This is a genomic window from Enterobacter sp. SECR19-1250 (assembly GCF_013391025.1).
GTDB classification, from domain to species: Bacteria; Pseudomonadota; Gammaproteobacteria; order Enterobacterales; family Enterobacteriaceae; genus Enterobacter; species Enterobacter cloacae.
In genome coordinates, this window is sequence record NZ_JACASJ010000002.1 from 48,668 (window position 1) to 68,587 (window position 19,920).

Consider the following 19,920-nt stretch of genomic DNA (forward strand, 5'->3'; position numbering starts at 1 on the left):
TACAAGTGTGAAGTCCGTCAGGCATATGAAAAAAAAAGTTCCGTATACCGATTATTTAATAATTTCTGAACGAAATTTGTGCAATAAAATTAAGAAGAACCGCACCAGACAAGCCTTGCCGCCGTTTTGGACGATGGAACTAAAAGCGCATCTTAAGGTCGAAAAAAATTCCAGGAAAACTCTTAAATTTGCTCAGTGATACAAATTTGAGTGAATTTTTAGCCCAGAAAGTTGTCCTCTGCGGTAAGAATCCTGGCGAACCGGGCGCATGATAAAGCCGATCGCATTGCCTTCTTCTGCCGCTTCGGTGAGGCGAAAATGTTCCTGCTCCGTCAATTCGTCTGATAACCATCCAATCACCACGCTGTAATTCCCTGTACGTAATGCCCGGATCATCGACTCAACCGTATCGCAAGGAGAGAGTTGGTTAATTTGCATGACCTTAGTCAGCGGCAGGCCTGCAGACTGAACCCATTCCCGGCTCAGTTTCTGCTGCGGCGTCAGCCAGAGCTGCCAGCGCGATTGCTGACCAAGCTGCTGCAAGAGCGGCAGTAACAGAAGTTGGGTCAACAGGGGCTGGTCTTCACGATAAACCACTTCACTGATAAGCCCTGTCGAAACACGCCCGACGGCGTTCTGTGCGACATCGCCAGCGGTAGAAGAGAAAGATGTTGAGCGATTTGCATAGCCTGAAGTGTACATAATCATTCCAGCCCTGTAGTTACTGTATGAATATACAGTAACCCCTGTATGCATAAAGATCAACCTCAATTTCGGAAAGCGACTCGCAAAATTCATTCATTCCTGGCGAACCTGAAAAAATCATCTTGCTCATCGGCAATAAGTTGCCTATTTTCCTGTTAACGGATCCGTTAGTAAGAAATGTCGTCGTTAATATCTGATTTTTAATGGAAATATCATGAAAAAGATATCTTATGAACGGATTTATAAATCCCAGGAATACCTCTCTCCATTAGGAGAAATTCATCATCGTGCGCTTTTTGGTGGCTATACCCTGGCCGTCGATGAGGCGGTGTTTGCCATGGTGTCAGACGGTGAGCTTTACCTTCGCGCCTGTGAGGAAAGTGCGAAGTACTGTGTAAAAAACGGATCCTCCTTTTTGACCTTAATGAAACGCGGCCGGCCGATCCTTCTCAACTATTATCGTGTGGATGACGGTCTCTGGCAGGACAGGGAGCGGCTGCTTCAGCTTTCCTCTTACGCGCTTAATGCCGCGGGTAAAGAGCGCATCCAGCGCTACCAGCGAAACCGGCTAAAGGATCTGCCCAACCTGACTTTTCAGCTGGAAGTCCTGCTCTGTGAAGCCGGGATTACCAACGAAGATACCCTCCGGTCGCTGGGAGCCAGAACGAGCTGGCTAAAGCTGCGGGCAAAAAATAAAGCACTCAGTATCAAAGTACTGTTTGCCCTGGAAGGGGCGATTGAGGGCCTGCATGAAGCGGCACTCCCGGCGGAAATTCGCCGGGAGCTGACGGAGTGGTTTAATGCGCTGCCTGAGCCACAGGAGAATCGCTCCTCCAGGTAGCGATTTGCTGTTGCAGTCGGCAAATTTCTGGCAGCAGAGCGATAAGCAGACCAATCTGCTGGAGAACCAGCGGCGCTTTGCTGTCGTTTCCTGGGTCAAGATGCGCAATCCGTTGAGCCAGTTCATCCAGCGCCTGCTGGACACGCGGTTGATCGGCTGGGCGGTGATGTAGCGCATCATCGACATAGCAGACAGCATCATCCAGCAAGGCAAGGATGCCCGGGTTTGTCAGTTTTTCGCGGTGGGCACCGAGCGTTGAGATATAGCTGGTGAAGGTATGGTTCAGGCACAGCAGGCGGAAAGCCGTTTCACGAATTTCTGCCGTGGCGCGCGGCTCCGTTGACATATTAGAGACTACGGAAGCCAGTTCAGCATCGCTGTTATGCGCATCACGTCGGGCAATGCGGTAAGCCAGACGGTTATCGCGTCCCTGGTGGTACTGTTCAAGAATGGCATCCAGATAGCGGCAGTTGGCATTCATCGCCCTGTCCAGGACGCGCGGCAAATTACGAAAACGCCAGTCGGGCCAGATAAAACTCACTGCCGCCCAGGCGATAGCACAGCCGAGCAGCGTATCGATCACGCGGGGCAGGGCAACTTCAAACCCTTCGCCCAGTAGATTAAAGCAGAGTAGCACCAGCAGAGTGATGAACATCGTCGCGTGGGCGTACTGCACATTACGAAAGGCGAAGAACAGCACCCCGGTGATCACGATCAGGATCAGCTGGCCTTCCACCGAGGGCACAAAATAGAGCACCGGTAGCCCGATTGCGACCCCCACCAGCGTGCCGATAATACGCAGCGCCAGGCGGTGTCGGGTGGCGTTATAGTTCGGCTGGCAGACGAACAGGCTGGTCAGCAGGATCCAGTACCCGTGATGTAAACCGGTTATCTGGATAAAGGCGTAACCCACGCACAGCACCAGCGACATGCGTACCGCATGGCGAAACAGGGCAGATTCCGGCGTAAAGTTTCGGCTTAACCGGAGCCACATATCGCTAAAACTGTGCACGCTGTCATCCGCGAGCTGACTGTCCGCCTCATTGCCCGGCAGCGCCATGGCCTGTTCAGACTCAATCGTTGCCAGCTGAGCATCAATCGCCCGCAGGTTATTGAGCAAAAATCCCAACGCTTTAATATGCTCCGGCGACGTTCCGCTGGCTCGCACGCGGTCAATTGCCGCATCAAGATGGCTGAACACGCGTTCAAAGCGTGGATCGTGTTGATAAGGCGTGCGCAGCAGAATGGAGCGCGCCAGCTGCTGGCACGCCTGGGACTGCATGGAAAGCAGACGCTGGAAGCGGAACATAACGTCGCTGTAGCGAAACTTCTCGCGCAGGGCCGCATACTGAACATGAGACGAGCTGGCGCGTTCATGAATATCCTGAGCGGCAAAGTAATAGTGCAGCGTTCTGCGCGTCCCTCGCTGGCCACGGTCGCCGCGAAGCCGGGTAAGCAGCGACGCTTTTGTCTGGTTAAGCGTGGCGACAAGCTGGCCGTTCGCCAGAGCCAGATCGTAGAGCGGAGCCTGGCTCTCCTCTTCGATATCCGGGTCAAACAGCCGGGATTTGAGCTCAAGGTAGTGGGCCAACTGCTCGTAACTGCGAGCAAGGTTATCCTGCAGAGGGCGAACCGGGAAGATCAGATGGCCGGTTAACGTCAGCAGGTTATACCAGATGGCCCCCAGCAACAGCAGTACAGGCTGCTGATACCATTGGTCGTAAAGCGACACCCCCAGCATGGTGTAGATGGCAATCAGCAGGGCGCCAAACGCGATGGTGGCATAGCGCTGCCCCAGCCCACCCAGCAAAATAAACCCGCTGGTGGAAAGCGTAAGGCCTAGAGCAAACAGCCACGGCCACGGGAACAGCAACTCCACGGACGCGGAGGCAATAAAAAAGCAGACAAGGGTGATGACCAGGTTGCGCAGACGCCCGGCAAGGCGATCGTCGAGATCCGCCAGCGCCCCCGCAACCACCCCCAGCGTGAGCGGAATGGTGAGCTTGACATCGTTCAGCCACCACGGCAGCGCAACCGTGCCGCAAAGTGCGATAAAAATCCTGACGTTATAGAGCCAGGAGCTGTTCCAGGTGTAACGGCGAAGCAGTGGGCTTAGCATAGACGCGGCCAGTCCTTAATCACTGAAAACGACGACGTGCATTCGCTTCACGCGCCGCCTGGGCCACTTCGACCGGAACTACCCTGCGCCCGACAGGCCACAGAGCGATGGCGGCGATCTTAAAGTTCGTGATCCCCACCGGAATACCAATGATTGTGATGCACTGCGCAATACCAGCAAAAATATGCATTACGCACAGCCACCAGCCGAAGAAAATCAACCACAGAATGTTCAGCACGGTTCCGCCCGTGTTCATCAGCGCGCTTTTTTTCTCCGGGTTCAGTTCGTCAACGTGAACCGCTTCATTCCCGTAAGGGATAAAGGATAGTTTGGTGATTTCCCAGCAGGAGCGGGTCAGGGGAAGCGTAAAAATCAGGACGATGCTCACCAGGGTGGCAAAAAGCCAGGAAAGGGTGGTGGCAAAACCGCCCAGCACAAAATTCAACACATTCAGAACGGTACGCATAAACCCTCACTTCCTTTCGATAAAATTAACGCCCAATGATTGTAACGTTTTTTTAGGCTGGAGCACCTTAAAACTGGCAGTTAAACTATCAGGCAATTATCTCTTCGTGGATCCGGCTGGATATGGAACTGAAAGCAACTTCAATGGGCAAACGCCTGGCGCAACACCCTTACGACAAGGTTGTCCTCCTCAACGCGGGAGTAAAGGTCTCCGGTGAACGCCACGAATACCTCATTCCGTTCAATCAACTCCTGGCCATCCACTGCAAACGCGGGCTGGTATGGGGCGAACTGGAGTTTGTGCTCCCTGCAGATAAAGTCGTACGTCTTCACGGTACGGAGTGGGGCGAAACCCAGCGTTTTCATCATCATCTGAACCAGCTCTGGCAGCAGTGGAGTCACGATATGAGCGTGATAGCCGCACAGGTCCTGCAGCAGTTGCTGAGTGATATCGCGCAGAGTAATGCCCAACAAACATGGCTGACCCGTCAGCAGACCACCGGTCTGCAGCAAAAAATCAGGCAGGCGCTGAGGGCGCTGCCGTTACCGGTGACGCGTCTCAATGAGTTTGATAATTGCCGTGACGCCTGGCGACAGTGTCAGGCCTGGCTGAGCGACGCAGACAAGAGCCGGCTGGCGCATAACCAGGCGTGGACAGACGAAATGCTCACCCGCTATGCCGATTTCTTCAGTACGGTGGAGTCGTCGCCGCTGAATCCTGCCCAGGCTCGCGCCGTGGTTAACGGCGAACAATCGCTGCTGGTGCTCGCGGGGGCCGGGAGCGGTAAAACGTCCGTACTGGTCGCGCGGGCGGGGTGGTTGCTGACAACGGGCGAGGCCGTCGCCGATCAGATCCTGCTGCTGGCGTTTGGTCGCAAGGCGGCGCAGGAGATGGACGAACGCATTCAGGAGCGTTTGCACACCCGGGATATTACCGCCCGAACCTTCCATGCCCTTGCGCTGCACATCATTCAGCAGGGCAGCAAAAAAGTCCCTTCCATCAGTAAACTGGAAAACGACACCCAGGCGCGTCAGGCCCTGTTTATTAAGGCGTGGCGGCAGCAGTGTAGCGAGAAAAAAGCGCAGGCGAAAGGGTGGCGACAGTGGCTGGAAGACGAGCTCAACTGGGACGTGCCGGAAGGTAGTTTCTGGCAGGATGAAAAGCTGGCGCGTCGGCTTGGCTCGCGTCTCGACCGCTGGGTGAGCCTGATGCGTATGCACGGCGGAACCCAAGCCGAGATGATTGAGAGTGCGCCGGAGGACATCCGCGCGCTTTTTTCAAAGCGGGTCAAACTGATGGCACCGCTGCTGAAAGCCTGGAAAACGGCGCTGAAGGAGGAAAACGCCGTCGACTTCTCAGGCCTGATCCATCAGGCCATCATCATTCTGGAGAAGGGGCGCTTTGTCAGCCCGTGGAAACACATTCTGGTTGATGAGTTCCAGGATATCTCTCCGCAGCGTGCCGCGCTGCTTTCGGCGTTACGGGCGCAAAATAAACATACCTCTCTGTTTGCAGTAGGGGATGACTGGCAGGCCATCTACCGCTTTAGCGGCGCGCAGCTTTCACTGACCACCGCGTTCCATCACTATTTTGGCGAAGGCGATCGCAGCGATCTGGATACTACCTACCGCTTTAACTCCCGAATTGGCGAAATTGCGAACCGCTTTATTCAGCAGAACCCCCATCAGCTGGCCAAGCCGCTTAATAGCCTGAGGGCGGGAGATAAAAAAGCCGTAACCCTGCTGGCGGAAGACCAGCTTGAGCCGCTGCTGGACAAACTCAGCGGCTACGCAAAGCCAGATGAACGTATTCTGGTGCTGGCGCGTTATCACCATCTAAAACCTGCGGTGCTGGAAAAGGCGGCGACTCGCTGGCCGAAGCTGCTGCTTGATTTTATGACCATCCACGCAAGCAAAGGCCAGCAGGCCGATTACGTCATTGTGGTCGGGCTGAAAGAGGGGAGCGATGGGTTCCCGGCCCCTGCCCGTGAGTCGGTGATGGAAGAAGCATTACTGCCGGTACCGGAGGATTTCCCGGATGCCGAAGAGCGGCGTTTGCTGTACGTGGCGATCACCCGCGCGCGTCATCGCGTGTGGCTGCTGTTCAATAGAGAGGAGCCGTCAGTATTTGTCGATATTCTGAAGAGTATTGATGTGCCGGTGGCGCGCAAGCCGTAGCGGGATTGCCGGGTGGTGGCTTCGCCTGACCCGGCCGACAAAACTCGTTGGCCCGTGCAAGCGTAGCGCCGCCGGGCATAACGCTACTTCAGTCTCTCGGAAAGATAACGCTGATAATCCGGGATGAGAATTTCAACCGGCGAGTTGAACTGCGGTGATTCAATGATGAAATCCGCCGTCGACAGGTTTGTCGCCACCGGAATATCCCAGACGGTGGCAAGACGCAGCAGCGCTTTCACGTCCGGGTCATGCGGAACCGCATTCAGCGGGTCCCAGAAGAAGATCAGAACATCAATTTTCCCCTCAGAAATCTGTGCGCCCACCTGCTGATCGCCACCCATCGGGCCGCTCAGCATGGCGTTCACTTCCAGACCCGTTTCGCGGTGGATAAGGTTACCGGTGGTGCCCGTCGCCGAGAGGGCGTGCTTTTCCAGCAAGGACTGATGGCGACGAACCCAGTTAAGCAGCATTTGTTTACAGTGATCGTGCGCAACCAGCGCAATGTGCTTGCGTGCCGGTAATGTGCGTGTTGTCAGTTCCATAATCATATCCATCAGGTTAACTGGCTACACGATGACGGGAACCGCCTGATGCTGCAAGAGAAAGGCGAAAAAAATGTGGCTTACGACGAAGGTTGTTGCTTCACCCACTGTAAAAAGCGGGCTCGCGTGTCGGGATCGGCCTGCTGAAACCAAAATTTCAGGCGTTGTTCTGTCAGCGTCTGGGATTGAGGGGGGATCACATCCAGCTCTGAGACGCCGGACAGCAGTGTACTGTCGTCAGCCATCATGGTGGCAAACCGGGGCAGCGAGGCGCGCTTACCCGCTTTGTTATAGGCCTGGGTTGCGGCCTCATAATCTGTGCCCGTCGGTGACGACGTCAGCGCCAGAATATCCAGCTTCACCGGGATCGGGGTGGCATCGCCATCCACCAGTTCCACACGCGGCGAGGCGTCAAACGTCGCCGACTCTTTTTCCGTTTCCAGACGCGGCAACGTAAAGTTCACCTGGCTTACCTGCTGGGTGTTAAAGCTCATAATCAGCGGGGGAGAGAGATACGTTCGTTGTTCATGATTAGCAAGGCGGATGGTTTTTTCCACCCGGAACACCACCTGATGAGGGCCGTTATCCAGTTCGATGCTGTCGGCACCGCGTAATAACGAACTGGAGACTTTTTTCCCGTCCAGCACCAGCAGGTCAATGTCGGAAGAAAGCCGAAGCGTGGTTGCAAAAACGCAAACCGGCATCACTAACGCAATCACAGCAGTGGCAAGGCCGGCTTTCATAGGGGCTCCTGTTTAACGTACGCTTACCGCGATAATGTATCTAAATTTGTCGATAATCATGTTTACTAACATATAGACATATTCTGGCCTTTTGCTCTCATACATCTGTATGGGATGGATGGTTGAGATGTGCGCTTTGACATACACTTGTTAAAAAGCCAGGAGGAAAAGCATGAAAGAGAATGATATTGCCGAGATTTTGACGTCCACACGCACCATTGCGCTGGTGGGGGCGAGCGATAAACCGGATCGTCCAAGCTATCGGGTAATGAAGTACCTTCTCGATCAGGGCTACCACGTCATCCCTGTGTCACCAAAAGTGGCCGGTGAGACCTTGCTGGGCCAGCCAGGATACGCCACGCTAAACGACGTACCGGAAAAGGTGGATATGGTGGATGTGTTCCGTAATTCCGAGGCTGCATGGGGCGTGGCGCAGGAGGCCATTGCCATCGGTGCGAAAACGCTGTGGATGCAGTTAGGCGTTATTAACGAACAGGCTGCGGTGCTGGCGCGCGAGGCGGGGCTGAAGGTGGTGATGGATCGCTGTCCGGCAATTGAAATCCCCCGGCTGGGGCTGACAAAGTCATAAAAAAAAGCCCGTTATCGGGCTTTTTTTACACGCTTAGTTCCGCAGGCGCGGAGCCTGTAACTGTTTGCGGATAGTCTGAGCCAGTTCATCCATCGTGGGTTGCTCCGGATGCTCATCCTGCAATTCACTGCTTAGCTGCGCCTCAGCAAGATAGGTATGGACGGGTTGTCCATCATCACCTTCCATCACCACATGGTACCAGGGTGCGGCGCGAAGCTCTGCGTTCACCGCCAGCTCATCCGCCGACGGTTCATCAAGGGAATACTCCGGGTCGATATCCACGACCACACCCAAATACCCGAGCAAAGTGTGGCGGACCTGCTGGCCGATACCGAATTTGCTGGCAATCATAGTCACCTCCCGGGAAACACTACTTACACTCTATGTGCGGGCAATATTTCTCTTTTCAAGTTACATGACGCGACAGGCAAACCCTTTCAGATACAGCCCTTCCGGGTAGGTAGCGATCACCGGGTGATCGGCTGCCTGACAGAACTGCTCTATAAATTGTACATCACGACCAGCATCTATTGCGGCATCGGCGATGATTTTCTGAAATAAATCTGTGGTCATCAGTCCAGAGCAGGAGAAGGTGAGCAGCACGCCGCCTGGGTTCAACAGCTGAATGGCCAGCATGTTGATATCTTTATAGCCGCGGCAGGCACCCATCAGCTGGCTTTTGTTCTCCACAAACTTGGGCGGATCCATCACGATAACGTCAAACTTCTCACCCTGATCGCGATATTTACGCAGCAGTTTGAAGACGTCGTCGCGAATGAATTCGGCTTTGCTCAGATCCAGCTTGTTCAGCTCGACGTTCTGTTTTGCCACATCCAGCGCTTCCTGAGACGTATCCACGCTCACCACCTGCGCGCAGCCGCCCATTAAAGCCGATACCGCAAAGCCGCCGGTGTAAGAGAAGCAGTTGAGCACGCGTTTGTCGGCAACGTACTGACGCGTGGCCAGACGGCTGTCACGCTGGTCGAGGTAATAGCCCGTTTTATGACCACCCTGAATATCCACCAGCAGCTTCATGCCGTGCTCTTCGATAGGCAGCAGGGCAGGCGGCAGTTCGCCGGTCACCGGACCCTGGGTCAGTTCCATTCCCTCTTTTTTACGCACAGCCACATCGCTGCGGTCATAGATGGCGCACTCCGGGAACAGAGACTGCAGGGCGCTGATCAGCGCGGCGCGCTGGTATTCCGCCCCAGCGCTCAGTAACTGCAGGACCAGGAAGTTACCGAAGCGGTCAATGGTCACGCCCGGTAGACCGTCGGACTCTCCGGCAATCAGGCGGTAGCTGTCCAGACCATCGCGTTTGGCCAGCCAGTCGCGCCACTGCTGCGCCTGCTGCAAACGACGCACAAAGAAGTCGATATCGATGGTTTCATCTTTGTCGAAGGTCCAGACGCGCGCGCGGATCTGGGAGGCTGGCGAGTAGGCGCCTCGTGCTAACCATTTCCCCTGATGGTCAACAATATCAATGGTTTCACCGAGGCTGGCTTTACCTTCCATACGGGCAACCGCGCCGGAAAAGACCCAGGGATGACGGCGCAGTAATGACTTCTCGCGCCCTTTGGCTAACACTAAACGTACACTCATAATTTGCTATTCTGTCGATTCAAGAAAATGGCCGCCATTTTCCCGAGTTCGCCGGGGAAATGCAACGCGCCAGACGGATAAGGAGAAGGAAGATGTCAAAAGTCTGCACTATCGCCTGGGTTCACGGCGTCGTTCAGGGCGTGGGCTTCCGCTACAGCACGCAGCGCGAGGCCGTTCAGCTTGGGCTAACGGGATATGCGCGAAACATGGATGATGGCAGCGTTGAGGTGGTCGCCTGTGGCGAGGCAGAGCAGGTTGAAAAACTGATGGCGTGGCTGAAAGCGGGTGGGCCGCGCAGTGCCCGGGTTGATAAGGTCTTAACCGAACCGCATCAACCCGGCCGGGAATACATGAACTTCGGTATTCGCTACTAAATGCATTTCACCGGTTTAGGCAGGCCGGCAATTTTGGTGGCCTGTTTGGCCGGGCCTTTCGGGAACAGACGATACAGATAGCGGCTGTTGCCTTTCTCTTCACCGAATTTATTGGCCATGGCTTTAACCAGCATCCGGATAGCCGGAGAGGTATTGAATTCGAGATAGAACTCGCGCACAAAGCGCACCACTTCCCAGTGCTCAGGGGAGAGCGCGATCGCCTCTTTTTCTGCAATCACTTCCGCCAGCGCCTCGCTCCACTGGTGGCTGTCTTTCAGATAACCGTCGTTATCGGTTTCGATCTCTTTACCTTCAAAGCTCAACATAGTTATTCACGCATCAGTCAAAAACCGCCGCAGTGTACCAAAAAACAAAGCCCCGCATAAGCGGGGCTCGGTACACAACACTCTGGCTTAATCCCGGCTGGCGAAGCCCAGGATGCTCAGCAGGCTGACGAAGATGTTGTACAGCGACACATACAGGCTCACGGTGGCGCGGATGTAGTTGGTCTCACCGCCGTGAATGATGTTGCTGGTTTCATACAGGATCGCGCCGGATGACAGCAGGATAAACACCGCGCTAATCGCCAGGTGCAGGGCAGGGAGCTGCAGGAAGATGTTAGCCACCATACCAATCAGCACCACCACGATACCTGCCATCAGCATACCGCCGAGGAAGGACATGTCCTTGCGGGTGGTCAGCACGTAGGCGGAGCAGCAGAAGAACACCAGCGCGGTGCCGCCCAGCGCCATACCGATCACATCACCCATGCCGGCAGACAGGTACGCGTTCAGGATTGGCCCCAGGATATAACCCAGGAAGCCGGTAAAGGCGAACGCGGAAAGAATACCGACCGGTTTGTCAGCGGTTTTGTAGGTCAGGAACATCAGACCGTACATCCCCACCAGCGTCAGGATCAGCCCCGGAGACGGCAGCATCAGCACGGTGCTGGCGGTGGCGGTGATCGCCGAAAACGCCAGCGTCAGGCTGAGCATAAAGTACGTATTGCGCAGCACCTTGTGGGTGCTGAGTAGCGATGTGCGGTCGCGTGAGGAAGTAATTATACGATCCATGAGTCACTCTCTTATGACAGATGTAATTAACGGAAAGAATAGGAAACGGCGCGCCAGTCTTAAAGTGGTTTTACCCATCTTTACTCAGCAGGTTAGCGCCGGAGCTGGTTATTTATTCTGCAGAAAGACGTTTAATCAGTATGAACAGCGGTTTGGCACAATTAATCAGATCAAGCTCTTATAGGTTACTGAAAAATATTGCCTTATTAACATAAGGCCGCTAAGAGTTATTTCCGGATCGTCACAAAACAGACAATAAGGCGAAGGAAATGAAACCACAAACACGCACTCACTTTACACTCTCTTTACTGGCGGCCGGGATCCTGTGCGCCAGCACGGCAACCTGGGCGGCTAACGTGCCGGCAGGAACGCAGTTGGCCGATAAGCAGGAACTGGTCAGGAATAACGGAAGTGAACCCGCTTCGCTCGACCCGCATAAAGTCGAAAGCGACGTCGAATTCAATATTATCAGCGATTTATTCGACGGGCTGGTCAGTGTCTCCCCGGCGGGTGAAATCCAGCCACGGCTGGCGGAAAAATGGGAGAACAAGGACAACACCGTCTGGACGTTCCATCTGCGCCCGGGCATCACCTGGAGCGACGGTACCGCCATCACCGCGGAAGATATCGTCTGGAGCTGGCAGCGACTGGTTGACCCAAAAACCGCCTCACCGTATGCCAGTTATCCCGGAAGCATGCTTATCGTCAACGGTAATGAAATTGCCGAAGGCAAAAAAGCGCCCGATACGCTGGGCGTGAAAGCCATCAATGACACCACGCTGGAGGTCACGCTTTCTCAGCCTAATGCTGCTTTCCTGGCGATGCTGGCACACCCGTCTCTGGTGCCGATAGATAAAGTCCTGGTGGGGCGTTTCGGCGATAAGTGGACCAAGCCCGAGCACATCGTCAGCAGCGGTGCCTATAAGCTGTCCTCATGGGTAGTTAACGAACGCATTGTGGCGGAGCGTAACCCGCGCTACTGGGATAATGCCCATACTGTGATCAACAAGGTGACATATCTGCCTATCACCTCCGAGGCGGCTGATGTGAACCGCTATAAAGCGGGAGAAATCGATATTGTCTACACGGTGCCAGTCAACCAGTTCGCCCAGCTTAAGAAAACGCTGGGCAGTCAGCTGGATGTCTCTCCGCAGCTTGCCACCTACTATTACGAATTCAACACCGCCCGCCCGCCGTTCAACGATGCGCGCGTGCGTAAGGCGCTCAATATGGCGCTCGATAAAGACATCATCGCAGATAAAGTGATGGGGCAGGGACAGCGTCCGGCGTGGCTTATCAGCCAGCCGGACATTGGTGGCGTTAAGTTACAGAACCCGGATTACGCAAGCTGGCCGCGGGACAAACGAATTGCCGAGGCGAAAAAACTGCTCGAAGAGGCCGGGTATAACGCCAGCCATCCACTGAGTTTTAATCTGCTGTATAACACCTCTGAAACGCACCAGCGTATCGCGATTGCTGCCAGCTCAATGTGGAAGAAAAATCTGGGCGTCGAGGCGAAGCTGCAGAACCAGGAGTGGAAAACCATGCTCGATACCATGCACACCCATAACTTTGACGCGGTGCGCTACGCCTGGATTGCCGATTACGATGACGCCTCCACATTCCTGAATAACTTCCGTACCGGGGATAGCCAAAACACCACGCAGTACAGCAATCCTGAGTACGATCAAGCGCTGGTGAATGCGGCGAAGTCGAAAACGGCACAAGAGCGCGGTAAGTTTTATCAACAGGCAGAGGATTTGCTGGGGCGTGATGTGCCGGCGATCCCTGTCTATCACTACGTTCGTACGCACCTGGTGAAGCCGTGGGTGGGGGGATTCACGCCGGATAAGCTCGGGTACTACTACACGAAAGATATGTACATCAAAAAACACTAAGACATTCGCTGGATATTATGCTGGCAAAATGGCCAATATGTTGTCTATTCAACCGATTAAACGTAATTTGGCTATTTTTAAAGCGAACGAATGCGCGTGCTCTTTACAGCCTGCGGTGAGGTGTTTATAGTTCGCCTCACTTAGGAAGCGTGGCCGAGCGGTTGAAGGCACCGGTCTTGAAAACCGGCGACCCGAAAGGGTTCTAGAGTTCGAATCTCTACGCTTCCGCCAAATTCGAAAACCCTGCGATAGCAATATCGCAGGGTTTTTTGCTTTGGCTCTACACCTCCGCCATGCCACCCATGTTGTAGCCGATCGTCATCCCGGCGTCTGCCCTGTAGACGTTCGCTTTGACGCACCAGGTTTGCTCGATATTTTCAGGGGTGAGCACCTCCGCAGGCGCGCCCGTGGCCGCGATACGCCCGGCCTTCAGCAGGATCAGCCGCTGGCAGTAGTTGGCCGCCAGATTGAGATCGTGCAGCGCCACCACCACCGTAAGAGGCAGTTGCGATATAAGCCGCATCAGCTCCAGCTGGTGCTGAATGTCCAGGTGGTTTGTCGGCTCATCAAGCAGCAACACCCGGGGCTGCTGTGCCAGCGCTCGCGCTATCTGGGTTCGCTGACGCTCCCCACCAGACAGTTGCTGCCACCGCCGCTGGCGTAATCCGCATAGCCGCATGAGGCTAATCGCCTCTTCCACCGCCATATCATCATCGCGAGTGCTTCTCTGAAACGCCTTCCGGTAAGGCGTACGTCCCAGCCGCACGATTTCCTCGACGGTCAGTTCTCCCTCAACGTCGGCATGTTGCGGGACGAAGGCTAACTGCCGCGCGCGCGTTTTTAACGGCATCACGCTAAGCGACGTGCCATTAAGCGCGACGCGTTCACTGTGGTGTGGAAACAGCCCGGCAAGACAGCGTAGCAGCGTTGATTTGCCCGAGCCGTTTGGCCCTAACAGGCCGACAATCTGCCCGGATGACAGGTCGAGATCGATATCCTCAAGCACCGTCTGTGCTTGTCGGGTCACACTTAACCCGGAGACGGAAATATTCATGGATGCTCCTTCCGGTTTTGATAAAGCAGCGCCACAAAGACAGGTGCGCCCACCAGTGCCGTCACCACGCCGATGGGAAGCACCTGGTGCACAATCAGCGTGCGTGACACGACATCGGCCAGGATCATAAAGTGCGCGCCGATAAGAAACGTCAGCGGGATCGTGCGGCGATGGCCCGGACCGCTGAGCATGCGCGTCACATGGGGAATGACCAGCCCCACAAATCCCACTGCGCCTATGGCGCTGACCAGGGTTGCGGTGACGAACGCGCAGGTCAGCAACAGGATAATTCGTACAGCGGTCACCGGAATCCCGAGGGTGGTAGAGACCTCGTCTCCAAAGGTAAAGGTGTCCAGCGCCCGCGCAAAGAGGCATACCATCAGCAGGCCCGTCAACGTAACGGCCAGCGCCAGCAGCGCGTCTGGCCAGCGCACACCGCTCAGGCTGCCCATTAGCCAGAACATAACGCTACGCGACTGCTCGGCATTGGCGGAGGTGCTGACGATATATGCGGTCATGGCGTTGAAGAGCTGTGTGCCCGCAATGCCTGCCAGCAAAATGCGCGACGGGCTTGCGCTCATGCCGTTTGTAATCAACATGATGAGCGCAAAAGCGGCGCAGGCGCCAACAAACGCACCGCTGCTCACGCCAATCACGCTCCCCCCGATACCGAGCAGCATCACGCAGACGGCCCCCAGCGAAGCGCCTGCGGAGATGCCCAGCAGATAGGGCTCCGCCAGGGGGTTACGCAGTATTGACTGGAGCACCAGCCCGCACAGCGCCAGGCCGCCGCCGCTGCATGCTGCCATTAATGCGCGGCTCATGCGGTACTGCCAGACGATGCCTTCCTCGGGTTGCGGCAGAACGTATGCAGTCAGCCCAAGACCATTGAGGATCGCTTTTCCGGTAACGGCATACGATACCGGCATATCGCCGATACTTGCGGCAAAGACCAGCATCAGCGGCAATGCCACGGCGCCTGACGCCATTAACCCCTGCTGGCGGCGGGGAGAAGATACATGACTCATTATTCGCCCTGGAATGAAGCCAGCCGATCGCTGATAAGCTCAACCGCGTCGACGTTACGTAAAGAAGGGTTTAACGACATTGCGGGCACCATAATAATCTGATTATTCCTGACCGCCGGAATGTTTCTTGTCACCGGATCGCGTCGTAAAAAGGCCTCTTTTATCGCGGCGTCATCGGCAGGGTAGAGCCTGCGTGACATCTGAGCGATGACGATAACGTCTGGCTGCATTTGGGCAATATGTTCCCAGGTGACAGCGGGCCATTCATCATGCGAGTCAATAACGTTCTTTAACCCCAGCGTGCGGCTTATCCAGCCAGGCGCGCCGTAATTCCCTGCCACCCAGGGATCGCCATTCAGGCGGCTGCTTGAAAACCAGAAGACAACCTTCAGGGGTTTTGCTGAGATGCGCGCCTGCGCTTTCTGAATCCGTTCTGTCAGCTCACGATTGAGCTGCTCGCCGCGCGCGGGAACATCAAAGATGGCGGCCAGGTCTGTGACTTCGTGTTTTATTTCTGCCAGTGAAAACGGCGTGCTCCGTGCTCCGTCAGCGTTTGAGGTTGCCGTCACCATTTTGTCCGTGCAGTCGGCAGGGGAGATCCACGTCTTGATCCCCAGTGATGCAAACTGCTCGCGTGTTCCCACCTCGCCCTGCGGGCCAATATGCCAGTGATACTGAGCGAGGACGAGTTCCGGTTTTTGTCCCACCACGGCTTCAAAAGAGGGGGAGTTATCCGCAAGGCGGGGGAGTTTTTTTCCGGCATCAGCCAGCGAATCCGGGAGTTTGCCGAACCAGACTGAGGTTGCGGCGACAGATTTTTCCAGCCCCAGCGCGAGCAGCAATTCCGTTTCATGCTGACCCACGGTAACGACGCGCTGTGGCGCTTGCGTAAAGGTCTGCCTGACGCCGCAGTTTTCAATCGTCAGCGGGTAAGTTGTTGCTGCAAACGTGGCTGGTGCCATGGCCAGCAGTACTGTCAGTAATAACCCTTTTTTCAGAAGCATAAGAACCAATCCCAAGTTGTTATGTTATAACATAATACATATATTGTGATTGAGCGCAACACGCTGCCTGCCGGACATTTGCCGGTGCCTGTAATGAGAGGGAAACTTCATATTCAGATTAACGTCGCCGAAGTGAGTCATGACGCCAGAGGGCGGGGTGATGGTGAGCAAGTGTAACTTTATGCAATTTCACGCTTTACATCATGCTCAGAGATGTTTATAGTGCGCCTCACTTTGGAAGCGTGGCCGAGCGGTTGAAGGCACCGGTCTTGAAAACCGGCGACCCGAAAGGGTTCTAGAGTTCGAATCTCTACGCTTCCGCCAAATTCGAAAACCCTGCGATAGCACTATCGCAGGGTTTTTTCGTTTTACAGCCCAATCACCAGCTCAGCGGAATGACTTCTTGAGCAACACAGCGCCACATGCGGGTTCGGGGCGTTTTTCTCTGCCTCTGACTGTACGCTGTCCCGGTGATCCACCACGCCGTCAATCACCGGTGTCAGACACGCACCGCAGATCCCCATCTCGCAGGAGAGCGGTACGGCCACACCGTTTTCCTGTAGCACCTGGGCAATAGTTTTATCTGCCGGCACAGGCCAGCGCTCTCCGGTGGAGGCCAGTTTAACCGTGAAGATCTCGCCACTTTCAGCGCCGGTATCAGGCGCAGCGGGTTGAAACGCCTCGCTGTGGATCGTGGCGCCATCCCAGCCTTTCGCCGTCGCCACCTCACGTACTTTTTCCATAAACCCAGCCGGGCCACAGACCCAGGCGTGAAGACTCGCCGCGGCCACCGGGATATGCTCTGCCAGCAACGTGCGCGGGCTGGTGGTATGGATAACGCACTTACCATGCTCAAACTGCGCCAGTTCGCGGGCGAAAGCCGCGCTTTCAGCGTGTCTGACATAATAGTGCAGAGTGAACGGGGTTCCGGCTGCTTCCAGCTGCAGGGCCATGGCATACAGTGGCGTAATCCCGATCCCCGCAGCCAGCAACAACACCCGTTCGGCCTCCTGCAGGGCAAACAGATTGCGCGGTGCGGAGATCAGCAGCGTCTGACCGGGACGCAGCGTCTCATGAATATAGCGCGACCCGCCACGCGAGGCGGTCTCCCGGCCCACGCAGATCAGATAGCCTTCACTCCCGCATGGGCCGGTCAGAGAATACTGACGAATTACCCCGCAGGGCAGATGCACGTCGATATGCGCACCGGGCTGCCACTCTGGCAGCGCTTCACCGTTTTCCGCCACCAGCCTGACGGCGAGGCTTTTGTTCCCCTGACGCCACAGCCCGTCGACGATAACGCTTAAAATATCACTCATGACAGCCCTCCATCAGACCAGGAAAAACGCGCCAAAACCCATCTTTTTCAGCCCCCGGCGATAGGCAATCGAGCTTTTATCCGCGGGAATATGGGCTTCAAGGGTCAGATCCAACGGCAAACTTTCCGGGCGCTGGGTCTCGACCATCAGGCGGTCTTCCTCAAAAATCCGCAGGTTAAAGGCATGCACCTCTTCCACCGGGATATGCAGATCAAAGTTGCGCGCAATCGGGGCAAACATGCGGGTGACGCGTGACGAGACCGGCGACGCGGCGTTCATGATCACCAGCCGGGATTCGCCCGGAAAATGGATCGTCAGGGTGGCGGTAAACGGCAAATGCATTTCAAAATGGCGCAGCCACTGGAAGCCTTCCGGCGCCTGCACGTCAGCGCTGGCGGGATAATTGCTCACCGAACTCCAGTAGTCCGCTACAAAGCCAAACGGTGTTTCCTGTGGCTGATAGGTCGGGACGAGCTGGTTATCCGGGTCCGCAAAGGTGCTGGTGTGGATCCACGCAAAATGCGCCACATCCAAAAATCCTTCCACCTGACGGCCAGCGAAGCCATTCACCTCAAACGCCGGACAGTTGATCTGCTGAAAGCCGTCGTCATCCCAGTGTGGCATGGTGGGCAGCGGCATCGGGTTATCCGGGTCAAACGCCAGACACGTCCAGATCAAGCCAAAGCGCTCCTCCACGGCGTAGTTAATCAGGTTGAGTTTCGCCGGTACTGGCTGGTCGGGGCTGGAGGGAATACGGTTGCAGCGGCCATCTTCCCCGAAGCGCAGGCCATGGTAGGGGCAGATAATCCCGTGCTCATCATGAAAGCCCAGCGTCAGCGGCACGCCGCGATGCGGACAAACATCGCGGGCGACCACGACCTGGCCTTTCACGCGGTAGATAACCAGCGCTTCGTCAAGCAGGGTCGCCTTAACCGGCGCCGCGCCAATGTCGCAGGCGCGCGCAACCGGATGCCAGCACTTTGCCAGACGCAGCCAGTCCTCTGGCTCAAACGTGCAATGGGCGGGTGGTACAGGTGCTTTATTCATGTGTATTCCTCTTACGTTCAGCCTAATGGTCCACCCTGAATGGTGTCGCACAAACCGTTGATGATGCGCTCCCCGGTCTCCTCTCTCAGCTCCTGATACCAGGCTCTGGTTAACGCCATATCTTTACCGTGCGTGACGTCACAGCGCTTGCGAGCCTTCAGCACCAGGTCGCGTACCCGGTCACAGCGCAGGGCTTCGTACTGCCGCAGCGCCAGCGTAATGTTGTGGTTTTCGCGCAGACAATCACCCAGCACAACCGCATCCTCCAGCGCCGCGCAGCCGCCCTGGCCGATATCCGGCGTGGTGCTGTGCGCCGCATCGCCGAGCAGCGCCACGTGGCCGCGTACCAGGCTGTCGAAGGGCTCAATGTCGTGGATTTCTATGCGGTTGGTGGTATTCGGATCCAGCGCGGCGATCAGCTTCTGCACCGGCGGCGCCCAGCCGCGGAAGTAACCCGTGAGATCGGCTCTGAGGGTGGTGCGATCTTCCGCCAGACCGAGGGGAAGCGGGACATCAAAAAAGAAATAGAAGCGGCCACCGGAGACGGGCATCAGCGACACACGCTTGCCTTCTCCCACGAACGTGGTCCACTGGTGGGCGGGGGCAATCTCTTCATCAATCTTCACCAGTCCGTTCCAGTTAACGTAACCGGCGTAGCGGCGCTCGGGGGTATACCCCAGCACGTACGGGCGCACCGCCGAATGGCTGCCATCGGCGGCAATCAGAAAATCGCCCGTCGCCGTGCTGCCGTCGGTAAATGTTACGCTGACGCCAGCATCATCTTCCCGGACGTGTTCGACGCGCTTGCCGAACTGCACCCGCTCGCGACCCCAGAAGTCCAGCATCTCGCGCTGCAGTTCAGCGCGCGAGACGGGGCAGGGGCGTCCCCCGGTGCGCTCCACCAGCGGGGCCAGGCTAAAGCGGGTCAACGTGTCGCCGCGCCGGTGATCCTTGTAGGCCATAAAGCGCATCGGCCCGCCGTATGTCTCAATAATGTCGCCCATGCCGAGGTGCTGCATGCATTTCACCCCGTTGGGCCAGATGGAGATGGCCGCGCCAACGGGTTTGATCTCTTTTACTGCTTCAAACACGGTACAGTCGATGCCCGCCTTTTCCAGCGCGACAGCGGCGCTCAGGCCACCAATGCCCGCACCAACGACGATTGCTTTCATGCTTCTCTCCTTTTGCCGGGTGTCATTAACATCAGCAATTTGCGTACCAGGCTGCAGAGTGGGGTAAAGGGCGTTGTGGGAGGGATGTTTGCACTGCTAAGGTGCGTTATCGCGGTGGGAATGCCTTTTTATGAATCAATAATTTCCGGTTTAGGGTTAAGGAATCA

At 56.0% G+C, this 19,920-nt stretch carries 20 protein-coding genes and 2 tRNA genes; 7 read left to right on the forward strand and 15 right to left on the reverse strand.

Features of this window, described 5'->3' with window-relative positions; genetic code table 11:
- Positions 1-192 precede the first annotated feature (192 nt).
- Positions 193-702, reverse strand: a complete 510-nt coding sequence (sulA, locus tag HX884_RS00815; RefSeq protein ID WP_013097256.1) for an SOS-induced cell division inhibitor SulA — start codon at positions 700-702, stop codon at positions 193-195.
- A 217-nt stretch (positions 703-919) separates the two neighbouring features.
- On the opposite strand from sulA, the gene HX884_RS00820 reads away from it, so the two are divergent.
- Positions 920-1,546 (forward strand): TfoX/Sxy family DNA transformation protein, encoded by a 627-nt coding sequence (locus tag HX884_RS00820; RefSeq protein ID WP_178327482.1) that lies wholly within the window; start codon positions 920-922, stop codon positions 1,544-1,546.
- Here the strand turns inward: HX884_RS00820 and yccS are convergent.
- Positions 1,503-3,665 carry a YccS family putative transporter gene (gene yccS / locus HX884_RS00825; protein ID WP_014831317.1) on the reverse strand — a complete coding sequence of 721 codons (2,163 nt, stop codon included), beginning with the start codon at positions 3,663-3,665 and terminating at the stop codon, positions 1,503-1,505. The genes HX884_RS00820 and yccS overlap by 44 nt on opposite strands.
- A 19-nt stretch (positions 3,666-3,684) precedes the next feature.
- On the reverse strand, positions 3,685-4,131 hold the full coding sequence (locus HX884_RS00830; RefSeq protein WP_178327483.1) for a YccF domain-containing protein: 447 nt from the start codon (positions 4,129-4,131) through the stop codon (positions 3,685-3,687).
- A gap of 122 nt (positions 4,132-4,253) precedes the next feature.
- Between HX884_RS00830 and helD the strand changes: the two genes are divergently transcribed.
- Positions 4,254-6,308, forward strand: coding sequence for a DNA helicase IV (gene helD, locus HX884_RS00835; RefSeq protein ID WP_178327484.1), 2,055 nt, complete (start codon positions 4,254-4,256; stop codon positions 6,306-6,308).
- An 83-nt stretch (positions 6,309-6,391) separates the two neighbouring features.
- Here the strand turns inward: helD and mgsA are convergent, their stop codons facing one another.
- Together mgsA and HX884_RS00845 are read right to left on the reverse strand one after the other, a co-directional pair.
- On the reverse strand, positions 6,392-6,850 hold the full coding sequence (mgsA, locus tag HX884_RS00840; protein ID WP_178327485.1) for a methylglyoxal synthase: 459 nt from the start codon (positions 6,848-6,850) through the stop codon (positions 6,392-6,394).
- 80 nt (positions 6,851-6,930) lie between these two features.
- On the reverse strand, positions 6,931-7,593 hold the full coding sequence (locus tag HX884_RS00845; RefSeq protein ID WP_013097250.1) for a DUF2057 family protein: 663 nt from the start codon (positions 7,591-7,593) through the stop codon (positions 6,931-6,933).
- A gap of 172 nt (positions 7,594-7,765) precedes the next feature.
- On the opposite strand from HX884_RS00845, the gene HX884_RS00850 reads away from it, so the two are divergent.
- The gene (locus tag HX884_RS00850; RefSeq protein WP_178327486.1) at positions 7,766-8,182 is read left to right on the forward strand and encodes a CoA-binding protein; all 417 of its coding nucleotides are present in this window, start codon (positions 7,766-7,768) and stop codon (positions 8,180-8,182) included.
- Between the two features lie 33 nt (positions 8,183-8,215).
- Here HX884_RS00850 and hspQ read toward each other — a convergent pair whose 3' ends face one another.
- Positions 8,216-8,533 carry a heat shock protein HspQ gene (hspQ, locus tag HX884_RS00855; RefSeq protein ID WP_013097248.1) on the reverse strand — a complete coding sequence of 106 codons (318 nt, stop codon included), beginning with the start codon at positions 8,531-8,533 and terminating at the stop codon, positions 8,216-8,218.
- A 60-nt stretch (positions 8,534-8,593) separates the two neighbouring features.
- A complete protein-coding gene (rlmI, locus tag HX884_RS00860; RefSeq protein ID WP_178327487.1) occupies positions 8,594-9,784 on the reverse strand; it encodes a 23S rRNA (cytosine(1962)-C(5))-methyltransferase RlmI in 1,191 nt (396 codons plus the stop codon).
- A 92-nt stretch (positions 9,785-9,876) separates the two neighbouring features.
- On the opposite strand from rlmI, the gene yccX reads away from it, so the two are divergent.
- Positions 9,877-10,158, forward strand: a complete 282-nt coding sequence (gene yccX / locus HX884_RS00865; RefSeq protein WP_020689682.1) for an acylphosphatase — start codon at positions 9,877-9,879, stop codon at positions 10,156-10,158.
- Here yccX and tusE read toward each other — a convergent pair.
- Both tusE and yccA read right to left on the reverse strand, forming a co-directional pair.
- Positions 10,155-10,484, reverse strand: coding sequence for a sulfurtransferase TusE (gene tusE, locus HX884_RS00870; protein ID WP_013097245.1), 330 nt, complete (start codon positions 10,482-10,484; stop codon positions 10,155-10,157). The two genes, yccX and tusE, sit on opposite strands and share 4 nt — an antisense overlap.
- Positions 10,485-10,571: 87 nt before the next feature.
- Positions 10,572-11,231, reverse strand: coding sequence for an FtsH protease modulator YccA (gene yccA / locus HX884_RS00875; RefSeq protein WP_013097244.1), 660 nt, complete (start codon positions 11,229-11,231; stop codon positions 10,572-10,574).
- 269 nt (positions 11,232-11,500) lie between these two features.
- On the opposite strand from yccA, the gene HX884_RS00880 reads away from it, so the two are divergent.
- Both HX884_RS00880 and HX884_RS00885 read left to right on the forward strand, forming a co-directional pair.
- Positions 11,501-13,129 carry an ABC transporter substrate-binding protein gene (locus tag HX884_RS00880; protein ID WP_038985574.1) on the forward strand — a complete coding sequence of 543 codons (1,629 nt, stop codon included), beginning with the start codon at positions 11,501-11,503 and terminating at the stop codon, positions 13,127-13,129.
- A gap of 143 nt (positions 13,130-13,272) precedes the next feature.
- A tRNA-Ser gene (locus HX884_RS00885) sits at positions 13,273-13,360 on the forward strand.
- Positions 13,361-13,409: 49 nt separating this feature from the next.
- On the opposite strand, the gene HX884_RS00890 is transcribed toward HX884_RS00885, so the two are convergent.
- From HX884_RS00890 to HX884_RS00900, 3 genes are read right to left on the reverse strand one after another with little or no spacing between them, the layout of a single operon-like run.
- Complete coding sequence (locus tag HX884_RS00890) at positions 13,410-14,183, reverse strand: ABC transporter ATP-binding protein (RefSeq protein ID WP_040021603.1); 774 nt, start codon at positions 14,181-14,183, stop codon at positions 13,410-13,412.
- Entirely contained in the window at positions 14,180-15,211 is a 1,032-nt protein-coding gene (locus HX884_RS00895) for an iron ABC transporter permease (protein WP_178327488.1), read from the reverse strand. The genes HX884_RS00890 and HX884_RS00895 overlap by 4 nt, the downstream gene beginning before the upstream one ends.
- On the reverse strand, positions 15,211-16,215 hold the full coding sequence (locus HX884_RS00900; RefSeq protein WP_178327489.1) for an ABC transporter substrate-binding protein: 1,005 nt from the start codon (positions 16,213-16,215) through the stop codon (positions 15,211-15,213). The genes HX884_RS00895 and HX884_RS00900 overlap by 1 nt, the downstream gene beginning before the upstream one ends.
- Before the next feature lie 236 nt (positions 16,216-16,451).
- Here HX884_RS00900 and HX884_RS00905 point away from each other — a divergent pair.
- Positions 16,452-16,539 (forward strand) — tRNA-Ser (locus HX884_RS00905).
- Between the two features lie 44 nt (positions 16,540-16,583).
- On the opposite strand, the gene HX884_RS00910 is transcribed toward HX884_RS00905, so the two are convergent.
- From HX884_RS00910 to hpxO, 3 genes are read right to left on the reverse strand one after another with little or no spacing between them, the layout of a single operon-like run.
- A complete protein-coding gene (locus tag HX884_RS00910; RefSeq protein WP_178327490.1) occupies positions 16,584-17,534 on the reverse strand; it encodes a PDR/VanB family oxidoreductase in 951 nt (316 codons plus the stop codon).
- Between the two features lie 12 nt (positions 17,535-17,546).
- Complete coding sequence (gene hpxD, locus HX884_RS00915; protein WP_013097237.1) at positions 17,547-18,581, reverse strand: molybdenum cofactor-independent xanthine hydroxylase subunit HpxD; 1,035 nt, start codon at positions 18,579-18,581, stop codon at positions 17,547-17,549.
- 17 nt (positions 18,582-18,598) lie between these two features.
- Positions 18,599-19,753 (reverse strand): FAD-dependent urate hydroxylase HpxO, encoded by a 1,155-nt coding sequence (gene hpxO, locus HX884_RS00920; protein ID WP_178327491.1) that lies wholly within the window; start codon positions 19,751-19,753, stop codon positions 18,599-18,601.
- Positions 19,754-19,920 lie beyond the last annotated feature (167 nt).

Coding starts and splice junctions, on each gene's coding strand:
- yccS (WP_014831317.1), bottom strand. CDS start 3,665: ATGCTAAGCCCACTGCTTCGCCGTTACACCTGGAACAGCTCCTGGCTC.
- rlmI (WP_178327487.1), bottom strand. CDS start 9,784: ATGAGTGTACGTTTAGTGTTAGCCAAAGGGCGCGAGAAGTCATTACTG.
- hpxD (WP_013097237.1), bottom strand. CDS start 18,581: ATGAATAAAGCACCTGTACCACCCGCCCATTGCACGTTTGAGCCAGAG.
- HX884_RS00820 (WP_178327482.1), top strand. CDS start 920: ATGAAAAAGATATCTTATGAACGGATTTATAAATCCCAGGAATACCTC.
- HX884_RS00845 (WP_013097250.1), bottom strand. CDS start 7,593: ATGAAAGCCGGCCTTGCCACTGCTGTGATTGCGTTAGTGATGCCGGTT.
- HX884_RS00830 (WP_178327483.1), bottom strand. CDS start 4,131: ATGCGTACCGTTCTGAATGTGTTGAATTTTGTGCTGGGCGGTTTTGCC.
- hpxO (WP_178327491.1), bottom strand. CDS start 19,753: ATGAAAGCAATCGTCGTTGGTGCGGGCATTGGTGGCCTGAGCGCCGCT.
- sulA (WP_013097256.1), bottom strand. CDS start 702: ATGTACACTTCAGGCTATGCAAATCGCTCAACATCTTTCTCTTCTACC.
- hspQ (WP_013097248.1), bottom strand. CDS start 8,533: ATGATTGCCAGCAAATTCGGTATCGGCCAGCAGGTCCGCCACACTTTG.
- yccA (WP_013097244.1), bottom strand. CDS start 11,231: ATGGATCGTATAATTACTTCCTCACGCGACCGCACATCGCTACTCAGC.
- HX884_RS00890 (WP_040021603.1), bottom strand. CDS start 14,183: ATGAATATTTCCGTCTCCGGGTTAAGTGTGACCCGACAAGCACAGACG.
- mgsA (WP_178327485.1), bottom strand. CDS start 6,850: ATGGAACTGACAACACGCACATTACCGGCACGCAAGCACATTGCGCTG.
- yccX (WP_020689682.1), top strand. CDS start 9,877: ATGTCAAAAGTCTGCACTATCGCCTGGGTTCACGGCGTCGTTCAGGGC.
- tusE (WP_013097245.1), bottom strand. CDS start 10,484: ATGTTGAGCTTTGAAGGTAAAGAGATCGAAACCGATAACGACGGTTAT.
- helD (WP_178327484.1), top strand. CDS start 4,254: ATGGAACTGAAAGCAACTTCAATGGGCAAACGCCTGGCGCAACACCCT.
- HX884_RS00910 (WP_178327490.1), bottom strand. CDS start 17,534: ATGAGTGATATTTTAAGCGTTATCGTCGACGGGCTGTGGCGTCAGGGG.
- HX884_RS00850 (WP_178327486.1), top strand. CDS start 7,766: ATGAAAGAGAATGATATTGCCGAGATTTTGACGTCCACACGCACCATT.
- HX884_RS00895 (WP_178327488.1), bottom strand. CDS start 15,211: ATGAGTCATGTATCTTCTCCCCGCCGCCAGCAGGGGTTAATGGCGTCA.
- HX884_RS00900 (WP_178327489.1), bottom strand. CDS start 16,215: ATGCTTCTGAAAAAAGGGTTATTACTGACAGTACTGCTGGCCATGGCA.
- HX884_RS00880 (WP_038985574.1), top strand. CDS start 11,501: ATGAAACCACAAACACGCACTCACTTTACACTCTCTTTACTGGCGGCC.